Annotated in this window: 1 protein-coding gene; it reads right to left on the reverse strand. The window is 55.9% G+C overall.

Annotated features, from left to right (window positions below):
- A partial coding sequence (locus HMPREF3056_RS01405) for an rRNA adenine N-6-methyltransferase family protein (RefSeq protein ID WP_305764479.1) occupies positions 1-182 on the reverse strand: 182 nt, incomplete at its 3' end.
- Between the last annotated feature and the right edge of the window lie 74 nt (positions 183-256).

A 256-nucleotide genomic window follows, 5' to 3' on the forward strand; every position in this document is an offset into this window, starting at 1 on the left:
TCAACTGCCGTTATCGCCCTCCCCAAGTGGGCCATCGGGTGAGTGAGGGCACCGCTTCCTGGTCCGATCTCAATGATGGGGCCGGAGGTTTGTTTCACAAGGTCGATGATGGAGTTGATGATCTTGTGGTTGGTGAGAAAATTTTGGCCATGCTCGTGACGGCCGTGTCCGTATGCAGACATCAGGTGTGCTCCTTGGATTTGAAAGGGAGCCGGGCATGACAAATAGCCGCCCGGCTAAAGGACCGGAGCGGTTT

This window comes from Corynebacterium sp. HMSC056F09, from assembly GCF_001815785.1.
GTDB lineage: Bacteria > Actinomycetota > Actinomycetes > Mycobacteriales > Mycobacteriaceae > Corynebacterium > Corynebacterium hiratae.